Annotated in this window: 1 protein-coding gene; it reads right to left on the bottom strand. The window is 54.5% G+C overall.

Going from position 1 to position 435, the window contains the following annotated elements:
* The coding region (locus QMG93_RS35040; RefSeq protein WP_281944527.1) for an AMP-binding protein at positions 1-435 on the bottom strand (435 nt) is incomplete at both ends.

Below are 435 nucleotides of genomic sequence, written 5' to 3'. Positions count from 1 at the left end.
CGCCCCGTACATTTCCCAGACGGAGAAATCGAAGCAAAAAGAGTGAAACAAGGTCCACGTATCCGCAGCGCTGAAATCAAACCTGTTCCGATCGTTGAACAACAGGCGAACGACGTTTTTATGCTCGATCAGAACGCCTTTCGGCTTACCGGTTGTTCCCGAGGTATAGATAACATAAGCCAAGTGGTTTGGACCAACAGCCGGTTCCAGGTTCGATCCGTCCTCTCGGTCGAGCCGCTTGTCATCCAGCATGACAAGCGTGCCCGCAAAAGAAACGTGGTCCTTCAAGCAGCGCTGCAGCACAAGCGTCTTCGTTCCCGAATCTTCCAGCATATAGCGGATGCGCTCCTCCGGATACTCCGGATCGATCGGCACATACGCGCCCCCGGCTTTCAAGATCCCCAAGATCCCGACGATCATGTCCAGGGAACGCTC

This window comes from Paenibacillus tyrphae (genome assembly GCF_027925525.1).
Lineage (GTDB): Bacteria > Bacillota > Bacilli > Paenibacillales > NBRC-103111 > Paenibacillus_G > Paenibacillus_G tyrfis_B.
This window is presented reverse-complemented; position numbering and strand designations above follow the sequence as displayed.